16 protein-coding genes are annotated in these 18,847 nt (G+C 60.3%); 7 read left to right on the top strand and 9 right to left on the bottom strand.

Features of this window, described 5'->3' with window-relative positions; all coding sequences use genetic code 11:
- Positions 1-858 precede the first annotated feature (858 nt).
- Positions 859-2,319, bottom strand: a complete 1,461-nt coding sequence (locus SFHG_RS08285; RefSeq protein WP_162096580.1) for a helix-turn-helix transcriptional regulator — start codon at positions 2,317-2,319, stop codon at positions 859-861.
- 339 nt (positions 2,320-2,658) lie between these two features.
- Here SFHG_RS08285 and SFHG_RS08280 point away from each other — a divergent pair, with 339 nt between their 5' ends.
- From SFHG_RS08280 to SFHG_RS08260, 5 genes are all read left to right on the top strand, one after another.
- Entirely contained in the window at positions 2,659-3,093 is a 435-nt protein-coding gene (locus SFHG_RS08280) for a MarR family winged helix-turn-helix transcriptional regulator (protein WP_042436292.1), read from the top strand.
- Positions 3,090-3,410 (top strand): DMT family transporter, encoded by a 321-nt coding sequence (locus SFHG_RS08275; protein WP_042436290.1) that lies wholly within the window; start codon positions 3,090-3,092, stop codon positions 3,408-3,410. Before SFHG_RS08280 ends, SFHG_RS08275 begins: the two co-directional genes overlap by 4 nt.
- 1 nt (position 3,411) lies before the next feature.
- Positions 3,412-3,783: a DMT family transporter gene (locus SFHG_RS08270; RefSeq protein ID WP_052297890.1), complete on the top strand. Its 372-nt coding sequence runs from the start codon at positions 3,412-3,414 to the stop codon at positions 3,781-3,783.
- Between the two features lie 598 nt (positions 3,784-4,381).
- Positions 4,382-5,050 carry a phosphatase PAP2 family protein gene (locus SFHG_RS08265; RefSeq protein WP_238318318.1) on the top strand — a complete coding sequence of 223 codons (669 nt, stop codon included), beginning with the start codon at positions 4,382-4,384 and terminating at the stop codon, positions 5,048-5,050.
- Between the two features lie 122 nt (positions 5,051-5,172).
- Positions 5,173-6,558 carry an MATE family efflux transporter gene (locus tag SFHG_RS08260; protein WP_081469040.1) on the top strand — a complete coding sequence of 462 codons (1,386 nt, stop codon included), beginning with the start codon at positions 5,173-5,175 and terminating at the stop codon, positions 6,556-6,558.
- Between the two features lie 59 nt (positions 6,559-6,617).
- Here SFHG_RS08260 and SFHG_RS10825 read toward each other — a convergent pair whose 3' ends face one another.
- Together SFHG_RS10825 and SFHG_RS08250 are read right to left on the bottom strand one after the other, a co-directional pair.
- A complete protein-coding gene (locus SFHG_RS10825; protein WP_162096579.1) occupies positions 6,618-7,442 on the bottom strand; it encodes a TipAS antibiotic-recognition domain-containing protein in 825 nt (274 codons plus the stop codon).
- A gap of 537 nt (positions 7,443-7,979) precedes the next feature.
- Positions 7,980-8,387: an EamA family transporter gene (locus SFHG_RS08250; RefSeq protein WP_052297889.1), complete on the bottom strand. Its 408-nt coding sequence runs from the start codon at positions 8,385-8,387 to the stop codon at positions 7,980-7,982.
- Positions 8,388-8,424: 37 nt separating this feature from the next.
- On the opposite strand from SFHG_RS08250, the gene SFHG_RS11210 reads away from it, so the two are divergent.
- Complete coding sequence (locus SFHG_RS11210) at positions 8,425-8,559, top strand: hypothetical protein (RefSeq protein ID WP_262362184.1); 135 nt, start codon at positions 8,425-8,427, stop codon at positions 8,557-8,559.
- A 131-nt stretch (positions 8,560-8,690) separates the two neighbouring features.
- Here the strand turns inward: SFHG_RS11210 and SFHG_RS11140 are convergent, their stop codons facing one another.
- The 3 genes from SFHG_RS11140 to SFHG_RS08230 form a co-directional block, all read right to left on the bottom strand.
- Positions 8,691-10,379 (bottom strand): GIY-YIG nuclease family protein, encoded by a 1,689-nt coding sequence (locus SFHG_RS11140; RefSeq protein WP_162096578.1) that lies wholly within the window; start codon positions 10,377-10,379, stop codon positions 8,691-8,693.
- Positions 10,380-10,510: 131 nt separating this feature from the next.
- The gene (locus SFHG_RS08235) at positions 10,511-11,578 is read right to left on the bottom strand and encodes a helix-turn-helix transcriptional regulator (RefSeq protein ID WP_042436286.1); all 1,068 of its coding nucleotides are present in this window, start codon (positions 11,576-11,578) and stop codon (positions 10,511-10,513) included.
- Positions 11,579-11,953: 375 nt separating this feature from the next.
- The gene (locus tag SFHG_RS08230) at positions 11,954-12,880 is read right to left on the bottom strand and encodes a cation diffusion facilitator family transporter (RefSeq protein WP_042436284.1); all 927 of its coding nucleotides are present in this window, start codon (positions 12,878-12,880) and stop codon (positions 11,954-11,956) included.
- Between the two features lie 703 nt (positions 12,881-13,583).
- Here SFHG_RS08230 and nrdD point away from each other — a divergent pair.
- Entirely contained in the window at positions 13,584-15,806 is a 2,223-nt protein-coding gene (gene nrdD / locus SFHG_RS08225; protein ID WP_042436283.1) for an anaerobic ribonucleoside-triphosphate reductase, read from the top strand.
- 218 nt (positions 15,807-16,024) lie between these two features.
- On the opposite strand, the gene SFHG_RS08220 is transcribed toward nrdD, so the two are convergent.
- From SFHG_RS08220 to SFHG_RS08210, 3 genes are all read right to left on the bottom strand, one after another.
- Positions 16,025-16,288, bottom strand: a complete 264-nt coding sequence (locus tag SFHG_RS08220) for a hypothetical protein (RefSeq protein ID WP_042436282.1) — start codon at positions 16,286-16,288, stop codon at positions 16,025-16,027.
- Positions 16,289-16,407: 119 nt separating this feature from the next.
- Positions 16,408-17,097, bottom strand: coding sequence for a DUF1292 domain-containing protein (locus SFHG_RS10200; RefSeq protein WP_052297888.1), 690 nt, complete (start codon positions 17,095-17,097; stop codon positions 16,408-16,410).
- Between the two features lie 685 nt (positions 17,098-17,782).
- Entirely contained in the window at positions 17,783-18,109 is a 327-nt protein-coding gene (locus tag SFHG_RS08210; RefSeq protein ID WP_042436280.1) for a hypothetical protein, read from the bottom strand.
- Positions 18,110-18,847 lie beyond the last annotated feature (738 nt).

Here is an 18,847-nt window from a genome sequence, read left to right as displayed (position 1 = left end):
GGTCGACGGGGACGGCGCGAAGTCCTTCGACTACGCCGGCTGCCTGGAGTGCGGCACCTGCCGCATCGCCTGCGAGGGCACCATCGTCAAGAAGTGGGTCAACCCCGGCCCGACGATGGGCGTCGAGTACCGCTTGGGCTAGCATCTGCTCCGCACCGGAGCGCCGCCTCAGGCTGATCGCCCAGCCCGAGGCACGGCTCCGCGGGATATCGCTCGCACCCGCTTCAGCGGGCAGCGGGCCTCAAGAGAGGGAGGACCTTCGGGTCCTCCCTCTCTTTGCGTTCGGGGGTGGTTTCGCTTCGTCGCTAACGTTTGAGAGGGGTTTTCCGCGGCAGCTGCCAAAAAACGCGCGAGTGCGTGCGGAGGTGCGGTCGGAGCGTCATAGGAGGGCATTCTCCACGGCGCATCCTCGCATCCGTTCGCGACAAGGCTGCGTTCGTTGCCGAAATCGCATCGCTCGCGAAACCGCCCGCAGGGGCGAGCACGCACTCGCGCGATATTTGGCAGCAAGGGGCGGAAAGGGTGCCGAAACGGGTCCTCAGGGGCTTTCGACTGCTGAATGCTTCCGTCGTTTGCGCGTACGGCCAAGCGCGGCGCATATCCTCGCGCACAATAAGGTACGGCGCAGGTCCTCCCGCTCGATCTGCGCGTTGCGTGCTATGCGATCGAAACCTTTCATGCGATTCCTGCGCAAAAAGAACCGCCCCCTGCTTCATGAGTTGCAGCTGCGGTCATGAAGCAGGGGGCGGTTGCGTGCGAACCGGTTTCTCTGGCAGGGGCTTCCCGAGCGGGAGCTTGCTTCCTGGACAGACAGGAAGCAAGCTCCCGATTATCCAGCTGGCGCGGTCAAATACGCCGCTAGGCCTTGTCGTCTTCGGAGCCGGTACGGTTGATGTAGTCGATAAGCTCGGAACGTTTGTGGATGCCCACCTTCTCGTAGACGTGGCGGATGTGGGTGTTCACCGTGTAGGGCGAGATGACCAGCTTCTTCGCCACGTTATCCGTGGTGAAGCCGCGGGCGATGAGCATGACGATCTCGGTCTCGCGCGCCGACAGCGAGAACTCGGCGGCCAGCTCCTTGATGCGGTGCTCTTGGCTGGATTCCGTTGCCGGGGGCGCCATGAGCTGGGTGATGTTGTACTCCTGGCGCACCAGCGGGATGATGACGGCGGCAAGGACGCACACGAATAGCAGCGATGTAGGCTCGGTTGCCACCTTGGCGAACGCGGGGTTCGCCTCGTAGTACAGCGCGATGGCGTTACCCACGGCGATGCCCAGGCGAATGAACGCCCCGCTGAAGCCGAACGCGAAGCCGATGGGGACGTAACCTTTCACTCCCAGCACGCCGAAGTACATGATCAGCAGCACCTCGAAGATGGACACGGCCGCCAGCACCACGAAGAACGACGGGACGAAGAAACGCTCGCCCATCAGGAACAACGCGAACGACGCGATGGCCACGATGATAAGCCAGGGGAAGGTGCGGTAGATGTTCAGGCGGTCGTTGGTCAGGCCGCAAATCACGCCGATGATGCACAGCAGGGTTGCGCCGCCGATGGAGCCGAACGTGAAGGCGTACTCGCCGTACGGCAGGTTCTCCCACGGGATGATGGCAACTAGGAAATAGCAGGCCACCGAGGCGACGAACGTGGTGCCGCACACCACGATCATGGGCTTGAGGGCGCGGTTCGCGGTGCTTTTCGGCAGCAGCGTGGGGTAGGGCATATCCTTGGCGATGGTGGCGCCGCGCGCGAACAGCAGGCCTGCGGCAAGCGGCATGAGCGCGATGAGCACCGAGGAGATGCCGGTGGGGAGGACAAAGCAGATCAGCGAGCACACCAGCGTGACCAGGCCGACGGTGGTGCCGATATAGGAAACGGAGAACGACGTCTTGGTGCGCGAGTACAGCTCGCCCCACATGACCCATAGGATGGCGTTCGTGATGCCGACCACCGCGGCAAGCGCGTATGCGATAAGGTCGGTGGGGAACGAGAACGCGAATAAGGTGAGCGCAAGCGTCGATATGACCGCTGCGGCGGTAGCGATCCAGAGCATCCAGGGGATATTGCAAAGGCGGTGCTTCCTGCCTAGGGCAAAGGCGATAACGATGAACGAGACCGCGGCGGAGACGAGGGCGATCAACCACGACTGCGTCACGCAATCGTCGAGCAGCTGCGCTCCGACGAACGAGTCGTGCAGGAACCATAGGTTGTAGTGCCATGCGAGCAGCAAAGCGAAGCCGACGAACCTGCGGGTCGGGTGGTCGGGCGAGTTGATCTCCGACTCCACCTTTTCCGGCACAAGCTCCTTGATGTTCATGTGCATTAACCCCCTCTAGCGCATGTTGAATAGCACGCTGAATAGCTAGCGGACAGCCCCTTATATTGCAATCGGATGGGTGCGTTACCCGAAGCTTTAATTGTATCGTGTTCCCGTAATATTTCGAGTATGTTTCAGTAAAGTATGCTAATTCCTGATGGTTTTCCCGCGGATGATGCTTCTCAGGTCAGAATCGTCCGGACGAATCCTCTAGATGGGGCGGCGCGGCTAGCGCCAATGGGCCCCTGACATCTCGTGTGGATTCCGTGCGGGTGGATGGGAAAAGTCCACCAGTAGACTATAATAGTCAACAGGTAGACCAATCCGAATGGAGGCAAGATGCTGCCAGAGGAATTCTCGAAGGAAATGTGGGACTGCTGGCGCGACGTTGCGGTCGCGTACAGCGCATTCGCTAAGAACATGGGCGTCGACACCAGCGAGCTGTACGTCGTCGATGCCCTGTGGGATGAGCCCGAAGGCTGTTCGCAACGGTCGATTTGCGAGCTGTGCGATATGGGCAAACAAACGGTCAGCGCTATCTGCAAGCGCCTTGCCGCGCGCGATGTCGTGGTCGGGCGGGCAAGCGAGGTCGACAAGCGCGAACGTATCATGGCGCTCACTGAGGAAGGGCGCGAGCAATGGCGCCTGCCGGTCGAGCGCATGCGCGAGCTTGAGCTGAAGGCCGCCGCCGCGATCAGCCCCGAGGAGGCCGAGCTGTTCGTCAAGGTCGTCAGGCTGTATGCGAAGACGTTCCAAGAAGGGGTACAGCAATGAGCCCGTATGCGCTTCTGGGTTTGTCAGTGCTCTTCGAGGTGTTCGGCGACACGTGCATGAAGCTCTCCGACGGTTTCCGCCGCAAGTTTCCCATCCTCGGCATCGCGGTGGGCTACGCCGTGTCGTTTTACGCGCTTTCGCACGTGTTCGCGTCTCTGCCCTTGGGCTTGGCGTACGCGATTTGGACGAGCGCGGCGGTGGCGCTTACGGCCGTGGTCAGCCGCATCGTGTGGAAAGAGAAGTTCAACGCGAAGAAGATCGCGGGCATTGCGCTCATCATCGTGGGCGTGGCGTGTTTGCGATTGGGGGCGATGTAAGGTGAAGAGCGCACCGATCATCCAGCTGTCGTTTGCCATCGTGTCCGAGGTGTTCGGCACCACGTTCATGAAGATGTCCGATGGCTTCACCCATCCGGTGTTCGGCCTGGCCACCGCTGCGTGCTACATCATCTCGTTTGCGCTGTTGACGCTTGCGTTGAAACATTTGAGCCTGGGGATGGCCTACGGCATTTGGGGCGGCGTCGGCACCCTTTTGACCACGCTCGTCGGCATCGTCGTATGGGACGACCCGTTTTCCATTATCGTGGGAATCGGCATGATCGCGGTGGTGGCGGGCATAGCTTTGCTCAGCAAAGGAACCCAAGAAGCCGAGGAAGCCGCCGCAGCAGAATCGTCAGAGGCGACCGCCTAGCCCGGACGCTTCGGGGCGTGTCTTTATGTGTCCGGAATGCGCCGCCGTGGCGGCAAGGCGAAGAAAACCCCGATGAGGAAAGCGAAAGCACCCGAGCACCATGCAGATTCCTAAAGCGAAGAAGACGGCGAAATGGGCGATTGGCCTCGTGCGCCTCATCGCGGCGCTGCGTTGCCTTGCGTTATCGCGCTGCTCATTCTTTCCGTGTTCAAGCCCGGCAGGAAAAAGCCCGGGAAAGCGAAAGCCGCAAGCTGCTAGCTGTTTCTCTGATTGGTCCGAAATTGAACAGGTTTGAGATTTTGGAGATTGCTTAGGGCTGCGCAACATTGCATCATGGCGTTCAGGAATAGACAAGCGTCCAAAGCAAGGCGTGTGGCAAGAAAGCATACGTGAAAAGGCACGGTGAGCTGCTGTGATGGGGTGCGACGTTTGGCCGCGAGGATAACGGCTCGTTGCCGGAACTCCGAACGCGGCAGCATATGCGCTAAGCTTCGCTTAGCGAAATCCAAGGGGCGGGGAGGCTGCGGCCGCCCTGCCCCTTATCGTGCTTTCCGTTTGCGATGCCGGCCACGGCGGCCGGGCGAAGGAGTTGACCAGGTTGGGGATTGCGTCGGGTGCCGGCAAGGCCGCGCGGAGCCTTTCGCGCTACGTGAAGGAGAACCGCACGCTGGTGGTGACGTCGGCGTGCGCCATCGTGCTGGTGATGCTGCTGGAGAACGTGCTCGATAAGGAGAGCATGAAGCTCGATGCGGCGGCATGGTGGCTGTTCGGCGGGCAGCTTCGCCAGCCGTGGCTCACGCCCGTCATGGAAAGCTTCTCGGCGCTGGCCACGCCGGTGACGTTGCTCGTGGTGCTCGGCGTTGCCGCGGCCTTCACGCCGGTCAAGCGCCCGGGCTGGTTCAACATGCTGAACCTGGGCCTGGTCGTGCTGCTGAACCAGGCGATGAAGTTCGCCATCCAGCGCCCGCGTCCCGATGTGCTGCGGCTGGTCGACGTGTCCGGGTTCAGCTTCCCCTCGGGGCATTCCATGGCAGCGATGGCCGTCTTCGGCCTGCTGGCGTGGTGTGTATGGCGCTATGAGCGCAACCCGCGCCGCCGCATCGCGCTGATGTGCCTGTTCGCGCTGGTCATCGTGATGGTCGGCATAAGCCGCATCTACCTGGGGGTCCATTACGCCAGCGACGTCCTGGGCGGCTTCTGCGTCTCGACCATCTGGCTGGTCCTCTACACGAAGGTCATAGCCCCGGCGTTGGGGCTGATCGAGTAGGATGCGGGGTGCCCCTCCGTTCTCCAAATCTCGCGATGCCCGTTCCCGCCTTATGTGGTTTCCATGCTTGATTGGTGACAAAGGTCTAACCATAGACTAAACCAGTCAACGGTTAGACTAGTATGACCGGTCGTCAGTTCGATAACAGCACCGTCACGACCATAAGAGGGATTAAGGGCATGGACGTCCTTTCGCAACATTTCACGAAAAGCAAGCTATTAAAGTACACGCTGCCGACCATGGCGATGATGTTCATCAGCTCGGCTTATGGCATCATCGACGGCCTGTTCGTCTCGAATCTGGTCGGCAAAGATGCGCTGGCCTCGATGACCATTGTCTTGCCGTTCATCGTTATCGTGTCCGCGCTGGGCATCATGATGGGCTCGGGCGGCAGCGCGGTCGTAGGACAGCTTCTCGGTGCCGGCGATAGGAAGGGCGCGAACCGCGCATTCTCGCTCATAGCTTGGGCGACGTTTGTAACCGGCGTGGTTTGCTCCGTTCTGGGCATGGCGTTCATGGACGAAGCGGTCGTGCTGCTTGGCGCGTCTGCCGAGATGGCGCCTATGGCTGCAACGTATGGCAAGATTGTATTCCTGTGCCTGCCGATGTTCATGCTCACCTATGTGTTCGAGATGTTCTGCTCCGTGGCGGGCAAACCCGGCTTCGGGTTCCTGTCGTCGCTTACCGCGGGCGTGGTCAACATCGGCTTGGATGCCGTGCTCATGGGCGTGTTCGGCATGGGGATCGAGGGCGCCGCCACGGCAACCTGCATCGCCGAGTACTCGTCGGCAATGCTCATGGTCGTCCTGTTCGCACGGGGCAAGGTCGGCGTTTTGAAGCTCGTGCGTCCTCGCTGGGTGCAAGGCGTCTTGCCACGTTCGATCGTCAACGGCGTTTCCGAGATGGTTGGATGCGCCGCCATGTCAGTGGTCGCCACGGCGTACAACCTGCAGCTCATGAATCTGTTCGGCCCCGACGGCGTTGCCGCCTATGCGGTCATCGAGTACGCATCGATGCTGATCGGCGCGGCGTTCGGCGGCCTTACCGAGGGTATGGCTCCGTTGATGAGCTATCAGCACGGTGCGGGAAACAACCACGAGAAGCGCAGCTTGTTCGGCAACGGTGCCACGCTTACGGCGGCGATGGGCATTGGGGCGTTCTTGGTCGCTCAGCTTTTGGCGCAGCCGTTGGCATTTGCGTTCACGGGTTATGACGGCGCATTGATGGCGCTGACGATCCACGCGTTCCGCATGTACAGCATCGCGTTCCTGCTGATGGGCGTGACCTATTTCGGCTCAGTCATGTTCACGGCGGTCGAGAACGGCAAGATCTCGGCGTTGATCTCCTTCGTCCACACGTTCGTCTTCGAGCTCGGTTCGATTATCTTGCTGCCCGTGTTCTTCGGTGCGGATAGCATTTGGTGGTCGATCGTCGTGGCGGAGGTCGCTGCCAGTATCCTGACTATCGGATTGGTGGCACGCCACGCAAAAGGCTACGGCTGGCGCTAAGGCGTGCAGCTGCAGGGGCCTTTGCGTTTTGCAAGAGCCCCTGCGATGTTGTTGGGGGTCTATTCTCCCAGCGTGCCTTCCACGGCTTTAACCAAAAACGCCGTTGCCCCTTTGCCGCAGGGCTCGTCGTAGTATGAGATGAATCGGGGGTCTGCCAGATAGCTGCGCACGAGCCTCAGGTAGATATCCCGTTCGGGCTCGGCTCCCCATTGCAGGCCGATCCAGCGGCGGTGCATCTGCGCAAGCTTCGCGGCTTCGGGACTGGTTGTATCGCCATCGAACAGAGCGATGGAAAGCTGGCCCAAGATCGCTTTTTCGAGTTCTTTCATGTCGTTCCAGGTGGCAGGATCCATATCGAGGATCCGCTCGTTCATGGCATCAACTGCTTCGTTACCGTAGCGTTCGCGCGCTTCCGCTCCATAGTGCTGCTCGTTTTCGCGCACGGCGCGCCAGCGCTCAAGCTGGGGCAAAACCGCCCCCATGAGCGAGACCGCCTCGTCAAGCGTCATGCCCGTGTTCTTCGCCAGTCGCGGCGCGCAATCCTCGATCATGGCTTCCATGGTGGTCTCATAGGTGTAGTCGCCGCGGTCGTAGCACCACTTGCAGTAATGGTCGGTCTTGTTGCCAGCGGCGTCGGTTCCGCAATCGTCGGGCGTAAGGTACATGCCGCAACTTTCGCAATAATGCTCGGGCATCTCCAACAGATGCGCCAGCGGCTCGCCGGTGACGGCGGCTATGAGCTTCATCATGTCGATCCCAGGCGTCACCTCGCCGTGCTCCCAGCGGCTCACGGCTTGGCGGGTGACGTAAAGCTTCTCGGCAAGCTGGTCTTGCGTGAGGTTGTGCGCGCGCCGTACGGCGACAAGTTTTTCTGCGAATGCCATGAGTGCTCCTCTCGGCGGGCTCGTTTCGATAATGTCAGCATACGCGCAGATAGATGCGTATCCTAGCAACGGCTGGTTGCGCGATGAAAAGCCGCTGTGCATTGATTCGAGAACGTGGGTTGGCAGGCAGGTGAATGTGGTTTCGGCGGACCCGTCCGTCTGCCGAAAGCGGTTTTGGGGTTTTCCGTCCGGGCGAAGGCCTTTTGCGGGGTCCTCCGTCTGGCGAAGGTCCTTTTACAGGCCATTCGGCTCTGCCGACGCCCCCTAATTCCCATGTCTCAACAAACGCGGTACCCATCACGATGAACGCCAAGCCGATGCCGCCCCGCAGAGCGGCTCCTGTCTCGTCTTCGTATGGCGACTTCTGTACGGTTTCGCAGCAAACAGCCCCCGATTTTGACATGGTCCCCGGGGTTCTGGGCGGTTTTTCGCAGCCGTTGTTCAATACCGGTGTTGCCGACCTGGGGAAACGCTGGCGGCCTGCGGCCTTTGGGGTCGATTCCGCCTGCAAAACCGCCCAAAAGTCGCATTGAAGTCTCACCCGCACGCCGCAACAAGCGCGGTGCCCGCAAGGCGAAGGCCCAAATCGCCGGTTTCGTTGAAAAGCACGATGGAAAGAACGACGGCCATAAGCGTGCTTGACTTATCGATGGGCACGACTTTATTGACATCGCCGATTGAAAGCGCCTTGAAGTAGCAGATCCACGAGCCGCCGGTCGCCAAGCCGGATAGCGCAAGGAACAGCCACGACTTCGGCGAGATGCCGCCAATCGTCCCTGCCGAGCCCGCAATTGCCACCATCACCCACATGAAAACGGCCACAACGCAGGTGCGAAGCGCCGTGGCAACGTCGGAATCAATGGTTTTGATGCCGCACTTGGCAAGGATGGAAACAATGCCCGCGAACAGCGCGGACGCAAAAGCCGCAACAAGCCAAAGTTGCACGATGCGCCTCCGAGAAACGGTTCAACAATAGCATCAGATGACGTGCACGTGCGAGGCATGGGCCGACTGGATCGCCTGCGAAAACGAATACGCTCGCGGCGACAGGGCGGCCGTCAAAGCGGGCGCGCTCGACTACCTGAACACCATTGCGGTCACGCTGGTGAAGGGCTAGGCAAGGCGAGCGAAAGCGAGCGGCGAGCGGCATGAAACTGCTCGCCGTTCTGTGGGTGTTGCGGGCCGTTATGATTCGCGACCTTCTCGGCGGAGGCAAATGGCGCATTTGCCAACGCGTCATCTGCCCTTCTAAAGCCCGAATTCCTCTTGAAGCAACTTTGCGAAATCGGCTTCAGGCTCGGCGGCTTTCGCCAACAGCTCGTCTTTGCGATCGCGGCTTAAGTGCTTGAAGCGGTATTCTGCGCTCATGGCATCGTGCTTGGTGGCGAATTCGGCTACGGCCAGCAGGTTCAGCGGCCCGCGCCCGCGCGTGTACTTCGCGCCCGTACCTGCTTGATGCGCGGCGAATCTCGCCTGCACATCAGGGGAGTACCCGGTATACAGGCTGCCATCGGCGCATTCGATCACATACATGAAATGGCGCTTTCCCGTTGTGGCGCTCGCGTTTGTTTGCTGTCCGGTTTCGTTTGCTGCCGGTGCCTCCGCAAGCTCTTTCCCCAGCTCGGCGGCAAGCTTCGGCAGCAAATCCGCCATCGTGGCATCGATAGCGTTCTTTTTCAGCTGACACTCCCAGATTACGTGCACGCGCCAGTCCATTTCCTCGAGTTTGCGGACGTTTTCTGCGTCGCGCTCCGTGTTTCGCGCGAATTTTGCTTCCCAATACTCTGTGTTCTTCTTCGGTGTGCTCGGCTTGCAATGTGGGCAGCGATGCCAAAAACAACCTCGCACTTCGATCGCAACGCGTTTGCCCGGCCAAGCGATATCGGGATGCCCGGGCGCCTTCCACTGCAGCCGATAACCCGTCAGTCCTGCTTTTCGCAAGCGTTCGCGCACCAGCAGTTCGGGCTTCGTGTTCGCCCGCTTGTTGCCTTGCATGCTTTTGTGCACCGCGTAGTTCGATGCGGGTGGGGAAGGGACGCGTACGGTCACGATGTCGACGCGGCTTTCGCCCGCCGCCGTGGTTGTCGTGCCATCCGCCGTGCCCTCCATCGCATCACCGACTACCGGACCCGACGCCGTGCCGATCGCAGCATCGCTCGGGCGCGCGGTTTTGCACCCGCTGTCTGCCTCGTTTACGCCTGGTGCCGCAATGTCCGTCTCCGTGTTAGCCGGCAACTTCGCAGCTTTGCCGACGGCGAAGCTGCTCGCATGCCCGCCGTTCGCTCCATTCACGCTCGGCCGCTTCGCCACTTGGGTTTTCGCCGTCACGAATCCGCGCTTGACGCTGCTCGGCGACGGGACCTCGCCCAGCGCTCCGGTTTTCGCGGCGTCCAAAAGCGGCAGCAGCTCCTCTTGCCAGCGCGCGGTCAAGCGCTCCAGCTGCCAAGCCGCGTTCGCGGGGCTCGTCGAGGGCAGCACGTGCGCCGCCAGCCCCACCTGCCATTGCAGGTAGCGCTTGTACAGCCGCCCGGCTGTTCCGCCGTTGCAGATCACGGCGCCGATATGCGCTTCTTCCAGCACGCGCTCCACCTGCGCGGGCACCACGTTCTTGATGCTTGCGTCGCTCGATCCCTTGATGTCGCACGATGCTATGACGTCCCATAAAGCGATGCCGTGCCTAAGAAGCATCCGCTTCTTCGCCGCAATCGACTCCTCAAGCGTCAAGGGCCGTCCGTTGTCGCTCAATCCGCCCTCGTTTTGCGGCACAGGTTCGCCCAGACATGCGGCCATCACGCGCCAAAAGCGGTTTTGCGGGTTGCCGTAGTAAAAGGCGTTCTCGCGCGAAAGCACCGAGGGAAACGACCCCAGCACCAAAATCCGCGAACGCTCGTCGAACACGGGCTCGAACCCATGCGATATATGTTGGTAACTTGCCATGCGCCCAGTATAGCGAATAGGGAAACGCCCCCGGCTCATCCCCGCAACACGCCGACGATTCGCTTGACCATCATTCTCGTATGGCCGGGCATCACTTCGGCTTCATCTCGCCCGTTCTAATGCTTTCTTCGCTATTGGTCGCCCGTTTTTGCCTTTCGGCGGCGCTTCCACGTCTTCCTGCTCCAGGTGCAAAGGATTTCGACAACGGGAATGGTCAAAAATAAGACCCATGCTGGATGTGCTTGATTGAGCGCGAACGCCATCCAACAGAACCAGGCAATGGTGCCGATCGGGTACAGACCGCCTATCAGGTGCGATAGCCTTCGTTTCTCCCACGCGTTGCCGATAACGTAGTAAGCCGGCACGGCGAAGGCCAGCATCAACCCGGGAACCCATGCGTTGGCGAATAGTCCCAGCAAGACATAGGCAACCAAAATCACAAGCGGGAAGGGGAAGCTTCGCCAGGCGCGTTCGGGCTTTCGTTTGTATGCCTTGTGCGCCTCGCGCCAGTTTTCGAAATGCTGTTCGCCGATGGTCACGCCGCTACTATCAACGTGCACGGACTTGGGGTTGCTGCCGGTGGTTCCGCTTGCGTTCGGCTGCTCGACATGCACGCCGTCCCATCCCACGTGCACTTCTTCGCCCTTTTTGCGGTTGGTCACATGCACGCCGTTCCAACCGATGTGCACTTCTTCTCCCTTTTTCGTATCGCGAACATGAATCCCATCGCGAAATGAGACATGCGCGTAATCATCGCCATCGTCGGCTCCGTCGTTCTTACCGCTTTCGGCGTCGTTGTCGTTGCGGCTTGATTCGAAAGCGGTGCCGTCCGTGCTGGCTTCGGCTTGGTCGTCCGCTACGGAATCGCGCCTACCGTCGTCGCGGCCGTCCTTTGCGGCATCTGGCTTCCCTTGCGAAAAGCCTTCGTCGGCGCTCGCCCTCGACGTTTTCGCCGCATCCGACGCGGGCTGCGAGACCTGCGAATCGCTTTCGCCGGCTTCCCTCCATAACAGCTCGTCGAGCGTTAAGCCGTATATAGCCGCCAGTGCGATAAGGTTGTCCGTATCCGGCAGGCTTTCGGCGCGCTCCCACTTCGACACCGCTTGGCGGCTCACGCCCAGCTTGTCCGCCAGTGCTTCCTGCGACAGCCCCGCTTGCTTGCGTCGAGCGGCCAATCGCTGGGCGATTCCCTTATCCATGCGGCTCCTTCCAGGGCATTATCTGAATCGAAGATCAGCGGGCAGGCTACCTGCCCCAAATCCGCTTTCCAAGGTACTCCGTCAAGCTCGGTTACGGAACCGTTTTCAGTTTGCATTTTCGACTTCGTCGCCCGCAACCGCAGGTTGCCCCTATCCTTGACAGCTCTCCTACCTGGTTATATGCGAATTATCATAGCTTGCGTAACTGGAACCCCCGTCCCCGCAACACGCCGACGATTCGTCAAGCCATCGACCTCGGCTGGTTCGATGGCGCTCGTCGGCGAGGCCGTTATTATCAGGCTCGCACCCTTTATCGCGCCGACAGCGCTTGTGGGCACGCTGCGCGCTCCGCAAAAGCCGTCGCGTTCGCAGCTCTTACGCGGGATTCTCGTGGATCATGATGTGCTTTACGGTGGGGAAGCTCTGCTCGACGGCATCGTGGGCGCGCTCGGCTATCGCGTGGGCATCCACCAGTCGTAGCTGTCCATCAACGGCGATCTCGGCGTCTACATATACCTTGTTGCCGAATTTGCGCGTGCGCAGCGTGTCGATGCGCATCACCCCGTCCTGCGCCAGGATGCAATCGCGCACCTCGAGCTCGAACGTGGGCGTGCAAGGCGTGTCGGTCACTTTATCTACCGCATCGCGCAGCACCTCGAAGGCCACTTTGAAGATGATCAGGCAGATGACGATGGACGCCAACGGGTCGCACACGCCCCAGCCGAGCATGGCGCCGCCGATGCCCGCAAGGGCGCCCACCGACGACAGCGCATCCGAGCGGTGATGCCAGGCATCGGCCATGAACGCGTCGGAGTTCATGATGCGCGCCCAGTGTCGCGTGTACCAGAACATGCCCTCCTTCGCGACGATGCTCACCACCGCGGCGGATAGCGCCAGCCAGCCGGGTGCCGTCGCGTGCTCGTATGCGCCCGTCGCGATCGACTGGATCGAGGCGAACCCGATGCCGGCGCCCGTCGCCGCCAATATAAGGCCAAGCGCCATGGACGCCAGGCACTCGAAGCGCTCGTGGCCGTAAGGGTGGCTCTCGTCCGCATCGCGTTGCGAAATCCTCACGCCCAGGAACGCGATGGCGGTGGCGAACACGTCGGACAGCGAGTGCACGGCGTCCGAGACCATGGCCGCCGAGTTGCCGAATATGCCCGCGAACAATTTGAACGCCGACAGTGCCACGTTGCCGCTTACTCCCACGATGGCAAGCTTATTCGCGATACGTCTCTCATTAAGCTCCGAACCGGCGGTTTCGTCCGCCGTCGCGCCAGTGGCGCGCTTTTCTGTATCCATTATGTCGATCCTCTCGCATCGCCTGCCGCACGGTCTTCCAGCCCGCCGTGCGGCAAGGCGCTTTTGAAATAAACCTATACTAAGCACGCGTACCGGGTATGTCATCGGTGACTTGCGGTTCGCGAAATTTTTTAACAATAGAAGGCATCTTCTGGGCGGTTTTGCGCAGAAGCGGGCGAAAACAGCGCCCGGCTCTGCGCTTCACGCCGTCATCAGCGCCGGCGCCTAATCTGGAAGACACGCCCGGGAACGCTGCTCTATTTCGCCCCGCCGCCCCTCTAGCCAGAAGCCCGGCCGCGTCAACCCCTTGTTGCGAAAGTGTCGCGAAACCTATGCGTTTGACGCCCCTTTCGCCGAAATCCACATCGTTTTCGATGGTGGAAAACCACTGCCGAAATTGCCTCCGAAAAATGTCGCTTTACGAATGACGACCGGGGGTTTCGCGGTTTTCCAGCCATGGTGGAAAACAACCCCATACCCCCATCCATGGATTTTTCAGCGGAATAAAACACAATATATTGGGGCGAAATGGCGTATCATAGGGACACCGACCAAGCGACCCGAACGCACCGAGGTCGCAAATTTTCACGAAATTTCCGAACGCGCAGGTCATGCCCTGTGTGGCCTTTTGCGCTCGGATGAAGGTAATCCGCAAGGCGCCCGCCAGGCACCTTGCGCGAGAAGCAAGAAGGGTGTGAGCGGCATGAAGATCATCAAGCGCAGCGGCTCCGAGGTTACGTTCGACATCAACAAGATCGTCAACGCCATCAAGGGTGCCAACGGGGATGTCGTTCCCGAGGAGCGCCTGACCGAAGACCAGATCGCGCTGGCGGCGCACAGCGTCGAGTGGCTCTGCAGCCGCTCGGGCCATACCGTGTCCGTGGAAGAGGTCCAGGACATGGTCGAGAACCAGATCATGGCGCAGGGCCGTTACTCCGTCGCGCGCAAGTACATCATCTATCGCTACAACCAAACGCTCAAGCGCCAGTCCAACACCACCGACGACAAGATCCTGTCGCTCATCGAGTGCAACAACGAGGAAGCCAAGCAGGAGAACTCGAACAAGAACCCCACGGTCAACTCCGTGCAGCGCGACTACATGGCAGGCGAGGTTTCCAAGGATATCACCATGCGCCTGCTCCTGCCGGCCGACGTGGTCGAGGCCCACAACGAGGGCATCATCCACTTCCACGACTCCGATTACTTCGCGCAGCATATGCACAACTGCGACCTGGTCAACCTGGAGGACATGCTGCAAAACGGCACCGTCATCTCCGGCACGCTCATCGAGCGCCCGCACAGCTTCTCCACCGCGTGCAACATCGCCACGCAGATCATCGCCCAGGTGGCCAGCTGCCAGTACGGCGGCCAGTCCATCTCGCTGACGCACCTTGCGCCGTTCGTTGAGGTCAGCCGCCAGAAGATTCGCCGTCAGGTGCTGCAGGAGATCAATGCGCTGGGCCTCGAGGCCAACGCCGATCGCATCACCGAGGTCGTCGAGGGCCGTCTGCGCGACGAGATCCGCCGCGGCGTGCAAACCATCCAGTACCAGGTGGTCACGCTCATGACCACCAACGGTCAGGCGCCGTTCGTCACCGTCTTCATGTACCTCAACGAGGCGCGCAGCGAAGCGGAGAAGCGCGACCTCGCCATGATCATCGAGGAAACGCTCGCTCAGCGCTACGAGGGCGTCAAAAACGAGGAAGGCGTGTGGATCACCCCGGCGTTCCCCAAGCTCATCTACGTGCTTGAGGAGGACAACGTTACCGAGGACAGCCCATACTTCTACCTCACCAAGATGGCGGCGAAGTGCACGGCCAAGCGCATGGTGCCCGACTACATCTCCGAGAAGAAGATGCGCGAGCTGAAGCTGTCGAAGGGCGAGACCGAGGGCAACGGCGATTGCTACACCTGCATGGGCTGCCGCAGCTTCCTCACGCCCGACCGCTCCGGCAACGGCTACGACAACGTGGCAAACGCCGGCAACTACGAGCCGGGCAAGCCGAAGTACTACGGTCGCTTCAACCAGGGCGTCGTCACCATCAGCCTGCCTGACGTAGCGCTCTCCTCGTACGGTGACATGAACAAGTTCTGGCAGATCTTTGACGAGCGCCTCGAGCTGTGCTACAAGGCCCTTATGTGCCGCCATAACCGCTTGAAGGGCACGCTGTCCGACGCAGCGCCCATCCTGTGGCAGTACGGCGCGCTCGCACGCCTTGAGAAGGGCGAGCCCATCGACAAGCTGCTCTACGGCGGTTACTCCACCATCAGCCTCGGTTACGCCGGCCTGTACGAGTGCGTTAGGTACATGACGGGCCACAGCCACACCGACGCCGAGGGCACTCCGTTCGCCATGGAGGTCATGCAGCGCATGAACGACAAGTGCGCCGAGTGGAAGGCGGCCACCAACATCGACTTCTCGCTGTACGGTACGCCGCTCGAGTCCACCACGTACAAGTTCGCGAAGGCCCTCCAGCGCCGCTTCGGCATCATCCCGGGCATCACGGACAAGGGCTACATCACGAATAGCTACCACGTGCATGTCACCGAGAAGATCGACGCGTTCGACAAGCTGAAATTCGAAAGCGCCTTCCAGCGCCTTTCCCCTGGCGGAGCCATCAGCTACGTCGAGGTGCCTAACATGCAGGATAACCTGAAGGCCGTTATCCGCGTCATGCAGTACATCTACGACAACATCATGTACGCGGAGCTGAACACGAAGTCGGACTACTGCCAGGAATGCGGCTACGACGGCGAGATCCAAATCGTCGAGGATGACGGCAAGCTCGTGTGGGAGTGCCCGAAGTGCGGCAACCGCGATCAGGAGAAACTCAACGTCGCACGTCGTACTTGCGGATACATCGGTACCCAGTTCTGGAACCAGGGCCGCACCCAAGAGATCAAGGACCGCGTCCTGCATCTGTAGGCACAGGCTAGCTGCTTGCCAGCGGATCTGAATGTCGGCCAGGGATCGCGGATCTTCAAGCAGGTCCGCACGTTGCTCAAGAGCCGCGCTGCTCCTGCAAACGCAGGGGCGCTCGTTCCGTAAACAACCTGCTACACCAGGAAAGCCGCCTGCAGGCGGCTTTCCTGCGTTTGTGCAAGGTTTGCTATACGCTTCCTGTAGCCCCATGTCTGCGTGCATCAGGCGGCAACCTGCCCGGGCGTTGCATGCGCGCCGTTGTCGAACCACCAGGTCACCGTATGCGAAAACGCGCTCACGCGCGGCACGCACATCGGGTCGGAAGGCATGCCCGCGGGCGCTGCCGGTCCGCTTTTCGTGAGCAGCGCCGCAAGCTGTTCACGATGGGCGCCAAAGTGCTTGGCATAGCCTCCTGCCTGGGTGCACCTTATAAGATGATCGGCAAAATGCTTGGCGTGGACGGGCTGTCTCGGCTTCTTCGCCACCTATGCGCTACGCCCGCAAGCCTGGCTGGTCTGCGATTTCTGCTCTTGCTTCAAGGGTAAACCGCAACAAGAGGGGCCGAATCCATAAGGATTCGGCCCCTCCTCTGTTCTCTTTCGCGTTATGCCTGCAGCGCGTCGTTGCGATGCTTGTAGAACACGTGGCACTGCTGGGGCTCCAGCATGCACATCCCGTCTTCGCTGCGGCTTACCACCATGGCTTCCAGAACCTGTCGGGTACGCTGCTGCCCGGAGTCAGCGGGGTCGTACCCTCCGAACTGCTCCTGAAGGAAAGCGTTCACCAAACGCTCGTGCTCGCTTGCAGGCATGCTGAATCGCACCAGGTCAAGCTCGTTTTCCGGCTCTTCGTTCAGCTCCATCAGAAACGTCACCGTGCTGCCGTCCTCAAAGCGGTACTCGAACGAAGGCTCCAGCTCGCCTCCGCTGTTCAGCTCGGTGATCAGCGGGATCGGGTCCTCTCCGTCTTGCGGCTCGGCGCCGCCCGCCGCCTGCTGATACCGCTCAAGCTGCTCCTGGATGATATTCCACTCCTCGTCGTCCTCAATGGGGGACAGGTCGATGGAAGCGAACCCCGAATCCTCGGGCACCATCAGCGTATCCTTGCTGTAGGAGGATGCATATACGTTCGTGAACCCGTCCTCGTCGGTGCCGCCATCGGTGTACACGATGTAGCTTTTCCCGAAAAACGGGCTATCGAACATAAGCAGAGCCTCGCACTCCAGCACGACCCCGTCCTCATTTTCCGCCTTGAACCTCAAATCATCGATATGCGAAGCATTCTCTGCGCTCATTCGCCGTTCCTTTCGTCATCGTTTAGCGGGATGGTTTACGCATCAGCAAGCCTACGGGTCTGCACGCTTGCAGGCATACGGCAAGCTTCGCGGGCCCCCGTCTTATGCCTCCACGGCCGCCCATCCCCGAAGCCCCGGCGTATCGACGCGACTCCATGAGCTTGAACAGTCCGGGGCGAAGGCCGTTGTCGGGCTTTGCCCTATCGAACTGCTCTGCGCAATCGCGTATATGCAATCGCTCGAGGCAAAAGCCCTGCCATGCGTGTTGCGTTTGCCTGTTACGCACCGCGCGTTCGGCTTATCGTGCACGATGGCAACGATTACGTACGTCCGAAGCGGCGAGTGCGTAAACGGTGCAGTGTGCGCAACATAAGATGGTAATCATAGTAACGATAGAAGCGGTTCAAGGCTGTGAGACGTTGCGTGGAAACGCAGAAAACGGCTTCTGCCGAAGATTGGCAACTGCAATACACGGAAGTAGGGCAAATATCGCGATAACGGCATTCAGCCACCGCTAGACAAGAAAGGGGACATTTGCAATCACGCAAATGCCCCCATAACGGAATGCGAAGAAGCCAACCTGCAGGATGCGATCATACTGCGAACGCCGCGTGACAACACACCTTCGGGAGGCCTCAAGGCGAACCATGGCGAAAACCGTCAGCAAGACGATTCGGAAAGTCTGCTAACGAGCAGAGGTCGAAGGGATGTCGCAGGAAAGCGCCCTCTGCGTCCTGCGCAGCCCGCCCTTACGACCAGAAATGTGCTTGCAAATACCCTTGATCGCACAATACAGCGGATATGCCACAAGAGAGAACTGAATAAGGAAATCGGAAGCAAGCGCCAGAGGATTGCCCGCCGCGCCCGCCGCAAAAGCGGCGTCCCAAATAGAAACCCCTACGCTTAAAGACCTCGCGGGGCATCCGGCAGCTTGCCATAACAGGAAGCTGACGAACATCAGGATGGTGTACGTACCCATATACCTCACAAGATGAAGCTTCACGCGTCCCATGCCAAACCTCCTAAACGCCATCAGCGCGCGCAGGCGAACCGAAGCGCATAGCCAAGCAAGTAGAGCCAAGCAATGCCGACTGCATCCCATTGCCGTCCGTGGCCCAACCCGCCAAACCTGATTCGAATAGTAGCGACTGATTGTTAAAAGCAGGTATTGCATCAGTAAGGGAGAAGGCAGGCTTCGAATCTGCTCGCGATACGACGAAATACCCATCTGTCCTTATGGGCCAGAACAAGCCCCTCGTCTCGTAATACCGGAATGTCCTTTTGAGCCAGAACAAACCTCTCGTCTAGCTCAGTGTCTTATAGCCGGAGTACCTTGCGGCCAGGAGCGAGTTCCATTGCTGCAGCATGTCCGTGCGGCACGTTAGCGGAGCAATGCCGCGCCGTGCGGAGCCCATCCGGGGATTGCGCCCATCAGCGCAGCAGCTTGCTGGTAGTTTCGCCACGCCATTGGATATCAATCTGGCGGGGGATGGGTGCGCTGAAGGGCCTTGCGCTCCCCATGCGCCCGCCCGCGCGTCTCCCGCTGTGGAATCGGGCATCTCTCCGCGTCGCATCTATATATAGAGGCATCGCGGGCATGGGAAGGCGCAACGCCTTCCCGCTCCGTGCGCGTCCATCTTATATACAGGGAAGGGCGCAAACCGCCCGAATCCCTCCTAGCTACAAGGGGCCCGCAATGCGCCCCTCGAGCCCCCTCCGAGCCCCATATGTGTGCAGAATGTGAAGTTGA

Source organism: Senegalimassilia anaerobia JC110, from assembly GCF_000236865.1.
Lineage (GTDB): Bacteria > Actinomycetota > Coriobacteriia > Coriobacteriales > Eggerthellaceae > Senegalimassilia > Senegalimassilia anaerobia.
This window is presented reverse-complemented; position numbering and strand designations above follow the sequence as displayed.

Coding starts and splice junctions, on each gene's coding strand:
- SFHG_RS08285 (WP_162096580.1), bottom strand. CDS start 2,319: ATGAACATCAAGGAGCTTGTGCCGGAAAAGGTGGAGTCGGAGATCAAC.
- SFHG_RS08280 (WP_042436292.1), top strand. CDS start 2,659: ATGCTGCCAGAGGAATTCTCGAAGGAAATGTGGGACTGCTGGCGCGAC.
- SFHG_RS08275 (WP_042436290.1), top strand. CDS start 3,090: ATGAGCCCGTATGCGCTTCTGGGTTTGTCAGTGCTCTTCGAGGTGTTC.
- SFHG_RS08260 (WP_081469040.1), top strand. CDS start 5,173: ATGACCGGTCGTCAGTTCGATAACAGCACCGTCACGACCATAAGAGGG.
- SFHG_RS10825 (WP_162096579.1), bottom strand. CDS start 7,442: ATGGCATTCGCAGAAAAACTTGTCGCCGTACGGCGCGCGCACAACCTC.
- SFHG_RS11210 (WP_262362184.1), top strand. CDS start 8,425: ATGACGTGCACGTGCGAGGCATGGGCCGACTGGATCGCCTGCGAAAAC.
- SFHG_RS11140 (WP_162096578.1), bottom strand. CDS start 10,379: ATGGCAAGTTACCAACATATATCGCATGGGTTCGAGCCCGTGTTCGAC.
- SFHG_RS08235 (WP_042436286.1), bottom strand. CDS start 11,578: ATGGATAAGGGAATCGCCCAGCGATTGGCCGCTCGACGCAAGCAAGCG.
- SFHG_RS08230 (WP_042436284.1), bottom strand. CDS start 12,880: ATGGATACAGAAAAGCGCGCCACTGGCGCGACGGCGGACGAAACCGCC.
- nrdD (WP_042436283.1), top strand. CDS start 13,584: ATGAAGATCATCAAGCGCAGCGGCTCCGAGGTTACGTTCGACATCAAC.
- SFHG_RS10200 (WP_052297888.1), bottom strand. CDS start 17,097: ATGAGCGCAGAGAATGCTTCGCATATCGATGATTTGAGGTTCAAGGCG.
- SFHG_RS08210 (WP_042436280.1), bottom strand. CDS start 18,109: ATGGGACGCGTGAAGCTTCATCTTGTGAGGTATATGGGTACGTACACC.